Source organism: Brevibacterium picturae (genome assembly GCF_030453725.1).
In the GTDB taxonomy this organism is placed as follows: Bacteria; Actinomycetota; Actinomycetes; order Actinomycetales; family Brevibacteriaceae; genus Brevibacterium; species Brevibacterium sandarakinum_A.
Genome location: NZ_JAKDJU010000204.1, coordinates 1 through 4,913, shown reverse-complemented (window position 1 = coordinate 4,913; position 4,913 = coordinate 1). Strand labels below are relative to the sequence as shown.

Below are 4,913 nucleotides of genomic sequence, written 5' to 3'. Positions count from 1 at the left end.
CTCGGGGGCGGGTGGGTGTTGTTTGGCCAACTTACACCCCCCTTCCCCCTGTTCCCCACCCCACGGGGGCCCCCCACAAACCAACCCGGGGTTTTTGGGGGGGCCCCGGACACCGCCTCGGCGAGGGTGTGAGTTCGGCCGATCATGTTGTGTCCGACGGTGATGCTGTGTCCACTGATCAGTTCGTGATCGATGCGGATGCGGTGCTCCGGTCGGCGGTAACGGACCGATCGGCGACGATGGCCTTCCGCAGGGTCAGGAACAACAGGACCATGCCGACGGAGAGTGCGATGTGTCCGAGTCCGGCGATGCCGGCGATCATGGCGCTGGATTCCTGGCCGAGGACGGTGAGCATTCCGTGCCAGACCATCATGCCGGCGGTGAGGATGATGCCGGCGTTGTAGGTCCAGAAGAACCAGGAGAACATCTTCGAGCCTGAGAGGCCGAAGACCTTGTCGAGGACGAGGACGATGAGCAGAACGATGAAGCCGAGCGTCAGCAGGTGGGTGTGGACGACGCTGAGCTGGGTGAAGCCTCCTTCGGTGAAATCGTTGGCCTTGGTGAACTCCCGGTAGAACAGACCGGAGAGGACGCCGATGATCATGTATGCGAATGCCGCGTTGAATATTTTCTTCATGCTTATACTTCATCAAGATTCGGCCTGCGTATCCTGACCCAGAGGATTGAACTCTTATCCCAACTTTTGATTGATGTTCGCCTTCACACCCTCACAACCCCCGATTTCGCGGGCTTGCGACGCTCTCGACCGCTAGCCTGAAAGCATGGCCTTCGAGAATCTGTTCGCAAAGATCGACCGCATCGCGGGTGGCAGCAAGGCCGGGCTCCTCGTCCCGGCAGAAGGACTCGCCCATCCGAAGACGAAGCGCGCGTTCGCGTGGATAGGGTGGCTGCTCATCGTCGAACTCGTCCTCGGCTTCGGTGCCGTCGTCGCAGCCGTCATCATCGCCCGCGCGGGCGAACCCGCGCCGTTCGCAGTCTGGATGCGCACTGTCGTCGTCCTCGGTATGACCGCGACCCTGTTCTACTTCTTCTGGCGCTCGACGAAGGGCTACTACTGGGGGTACCAGCGGCTGCGCCTCTTCGCCCAGATCTTCCCGGTCATCACCCTGGTCATGGCCGCCATCCCCGGCCTCTACCCGGTGTGGATGATCACCGAGCAGATCGTCTTCAGTCTCATCATGATCGGCGTCGGCGACTTCCTCACCGGCGATCACATGCGCGAAGTGTTCCGGAAGCCGCAGAACTGAAGCCGAGCACGACCGGATCGGACACGGGGACTGAGGCTGAAGCCGGGCCGGACACGGGAACTGCGTCTCACCCGGCCACGAGCTTGCGGGCCTCCTCCTGGTGGGCCGCGATGAGCGCCTCCTTGTCCAGCTGCACACCGTCCCTGCCGATGGCATTGCCGTCCAGCACACGCCACTGACCGGCGACCATGACCCGATCAGCCTTCTCCGCTCCGCAGAGAACGAGGGCCGGAATCGGATCGTGTGAGCCGGAGAAGGCAAGCCCGTCGAGCCGGAACATCGCCAAGTCCGCCTGCTTGCCGGCCTCGATGCGTCCGATGTCCGCTCGCCCCAGCGCCGCCGCGGAACCGCGGGTGGCCCAGTCGAGGACGCGGGTGGAGGTGACGTCCTCCGACCCGTAGCGCAGACGCTGAACATAGAGTGCCTGACGAACTTCGCGGATGAGGTTCGAGGCATCATTCGACGCCGAACCGTCGACCCCGAGCCCCACATTGACACCCGCATCTTCGAGTTCGACGGCCCTGGCGATGCCCGAGGCCAGGCGCATATTCGAAGTCGGACAATGTGCCACGGAAGCCCCGGCCTCGCCGAGGCGGGTGATCTCATCCGTATCGAAGTGCACACCGTGGGCCAACCACGATCGGTCACTCAGCCACCCCACGGACTCGAGATAGTCGACGGTGCGCAGGCCGAATCGTTCCCGGCAGAATTCTTCCTCGTCGAGGGTCTCTGCTAGGTGGGTGTGCAGGCGAACATCGAGTTCCTCGGCGAGGATCGCACTGTCGCGCATGAGTTCGGTGGTCACGGAGAAGGGCGAGCAGGGTGCGAAGCCGATCTGGACCTGCGCCCCGACGCCACGTTCGTGGTACGCCTCGACCAGGCGACGGGAGTCGGCGAGGATCACGTCCGGATCCTGCACAGTCTGCTGCGGAGGCAGTCCGCCGTCCTTCTCTCCCAAGGACATGGATCCGCGGGTGAGCATGGCGCGCATGCCGAGCTGTCTGGTCACCTCGACCTGGATGTCGATGGCATCGTCCATCCCCGTCGGGAACAGGTAGTGGTGGTCGGCCGCGGTCGTGCACCCGGATTCGAGCAGTTCGGCCATGGCCACGGTGGTGGCCAGTTCGAGGGCCTTCGGTGTCAGGCGGGCCCACACGGGGTAGAGATTGGTCAACCAGCCGAACAGCGGCAGGTCCGCCACGGGAGCCCAGGCCCGGGTCAGGGTTTGGTAGAAGTGGTGGTGGGTGTTGATGAGTCCGGGGGTGATGACGTGCTGGCTCGCGTCGACCACCTCGGCGACGGCCTGTCGGCCTCCGGTGGGCTCACCGCCAGCGGAGACAAGCTCGATGATCGTTCCGGATTCCGTATCGACGACGATTCCACCCGAGGCCTGCATCGGATCCACATCACGCCCGAGGTGGACGGCCATGGGATTGCGCAGCCACATGGTGGAGCCGGTCGGGGTGCCGACTGCTGGAACGCTGGCTGCTTGTCTGCCGGCTGCTGAGGAGCCGATTCCTGTGGTCATTGCTGCCGCCTTTCGTGCTGAATCGGTCGAATCATCAGTTCGACCGCTGTGCGGCGACACGACTGGGGCGAATCGCCACCAGCTCAGGTTTCTCGGCGTCTGCTGCTCCGCCGTCCGATGCGGTCTGGGGAATTCGTGGAATACGACCCAGAAACTGCACCTCGGGTGACACTGATTTGTCCCCCGAGGCATGCACCGGCAAGACTGCACTCTAGCATGTGCGAGAGATCACGAAACGAAGTTGCCATCCTCGAACGATTCGCCTAGCATTTTGCGATAAGGAAACAACATTTCGCATGTTGGAAGTATTGAAACCGATCCCTCACTTGCAGTCGACCACCCATAGTGCCCATCCGGGCAGGGCCCGAGGCTGTCGCTCAGGGAAGAACTCAACGGAGAGATAGATGTCGGTATCGAAGCAGTCGCCCGAGAAGAACCGGTCCGATTCGGCCAATCCGGAGGATGAAAGACTTCCGGTCGGCACCTCATTCGCGTACGGCCTTCAGCACGTACTGACCATGTACGGCGGCATCATCGCCGTCCCCCTCATCATCGGCAAGGCCGCCGGACTCGATGGCGGTGGAATCAGTGTGCTGATCGCGTCATGCCTGTTCATGGGCGGTCTGGCCACCATCCTGCAGTCATTCGGCGTTCCGTTCTTCGGGTCGAAGCTGCCCCTGGTGCAAGGCGTCTCCTTCGCCGGCGTCGCCACCATGACCTCGATCCTCGCTGGGGGTGACGGACTCCCGGAGGTCTTCGGCGCAGTCCTCGTCGCTTCGGTGATCGGCCTCATCGTCGCACCGGCGTTCGCGCTCATTGTGAAGTTCTTCCCACCTGTCGTCACGGGTACGGTCATCACGACGATCGGACTGTCCCTCATGCCGGTGGCTGCCGGCTGGGCGATGGGCGGCAACGCCGAGGCACCCGATTACGGCAGCGGTCGCAATATCCTCATCGCCGTCGGCACCCTCGCCATCGTCCTCATCCTCAGCCGGATTCCCGTTGCGATGGTCTCCCGCCTGTCGATCCTCCTGGCGATCGTCGTCGGAACGATCATCTGCCTCATCTTCGGCTGGGCCGATTTCTCCCACGTGCTCGATCGTGGCGTGTTCGCGTTCCCGGAGCCCTTCGCATTCGGAATGCCGACGTTCTCCGCAGCGGCGATCATCTCGATGTTCATCGTCATCATCGTCACCTTCGCAGAGACCACCGCAGACATCATCGCAGTGGGTGAGATCGTGAGGACGAAGGTCGATTCCAAGCGCATCTCCAACGGCCTGCGTGCGGACATGCTGTCTTCGGCCGTGTCGCCGATCTTCAACTCCTTCACCCAGTCGGCCTTCGCCCAGAACGTCGGGCTTGTGGCGATCACCGGGGTGAAGTCGCGTTTCGTGGTCACCGCCGGCGGTGTCATTCTCGTCATCCTCGGCCTGCTGCCTGTCATGGGCGGAGTCGTTGCCGCGATCCCCTCACCCGTCCTCGGCGGCGCGGGCATCGTCCTCTTCGGCACCGTCGCAGCATCGGGCATCCGCACCTTGTCCAAGGTGGAGTACGAGGGCAACCTCAACATGATTCTCGTCGCCGTCTCCTTGGCGTTCGGCATCATCCCCGTCGTCCAGCCCGACTTCTACAACTCCTTCCCATCGTGGGTCGGCATCATCCTTCACTCGGGAATCTCCTCAGCCACGCTCATGGCTGTGCTGCTCAACCTGCTCTTCAATCACATCGGCGTCAGAAGCAAGGACCGCACCGATCGCTCGGTGTTCGTCGCGGGAACGGGCCGTGTCATCCGCAGAGACGAGCTCGAGCGACTCATCAACCATGAGGCGCTGCTTGCCGAAGGCGACACAGTCAAGGACGGGAAGATCGTCGACTGCAATGGGGAGGAGGTCCCCGTCGTCACGGACCATCAGCACGAGAAGGTCGTCGAGGCGATCAACAACGGCGAGGCGCAGACTCAAGACGATGTGCGACGAGTGATCCGAGAGAATGAGGGCTGAGCTCCTTCACGAGCCTCCCAGTCAGCTCGAGCCGCCGGTAATGCATGCGCATGCATCACCGGCGGCTCTGCTTTCGGTAGGGCTCTGCAGCTCAGGTGCTAGAACGGCGGCGGTCCT

4 protein-coding genes are annotated in these 4,913 nt (G+C 63.0%); 2 read left to right on the top strand and 2 right to left on the bottom strand.

Annotated elements, in window-relative coordinates; translation table 11 throughout:
• Window positions 1–178: 178 nt before the first annotated feature.
• A complete protein-coding gene (locus L0G76_RS14100; RefSeq protein ID WP_304357794.1) occupies window positions 179–637 on the bottom strand; it encodes a DUF2871 domain-containing protein in 459 nt (152 codons plus the stop codon).
• A gap of 145 nt (window positions 638–782) precedes the next feature.
• Here L0G76_RS14100 and L0G76_RS14095 point away from each other — a divergent pair, with 145 nt between their 5' ends.
• Complete coding sequence (locus tag L0G76_RS14095; RefSeq protein ID WP_304357793.1) at window positions 783–1,268, top strand: hypothetical protein; 486 nt, start codon at window positions 783–785, stop codon at window positions 1,266–1,268.
• Between the two features lie 67 nt (window positions 1,269–1,335).
• On the opposite strand, the gene L0G76_RS14090 is transcribed toward L0G76_RS14095, so the two are convergent.
• Window positions 1,336–2,715: an 8-oxoguanine deaminase gene (locus L0G76_RS14090; protein ID WP_304357795.1), complete on the bottom strand. Its 1,380-nt coding sequence runs from the start codon at window positions 2,713–2,715 to the stop codon at window positions 1,336–1,338.
• Between the two features lie 485 nt (window positions 2,716–3,200).
• On the opposite strand from L0G76_RS14090, the gene L0G76_RS14085 reads away from it, so the two are divergent.
• Complete coding sequence (locus tag L0G76_RS14085) at window positions 3,201–4,796, top strand: nucleobase:cation symporter-2 family protein (protein WP_304357792.1); 1,596 nt, start codon at window positions 3,201–3,203, stop codon at window positions 4,794–4,796.
• The last annotated feature ends 117 nt before the right edge of the window (window positions 4,797–4,913 follow it).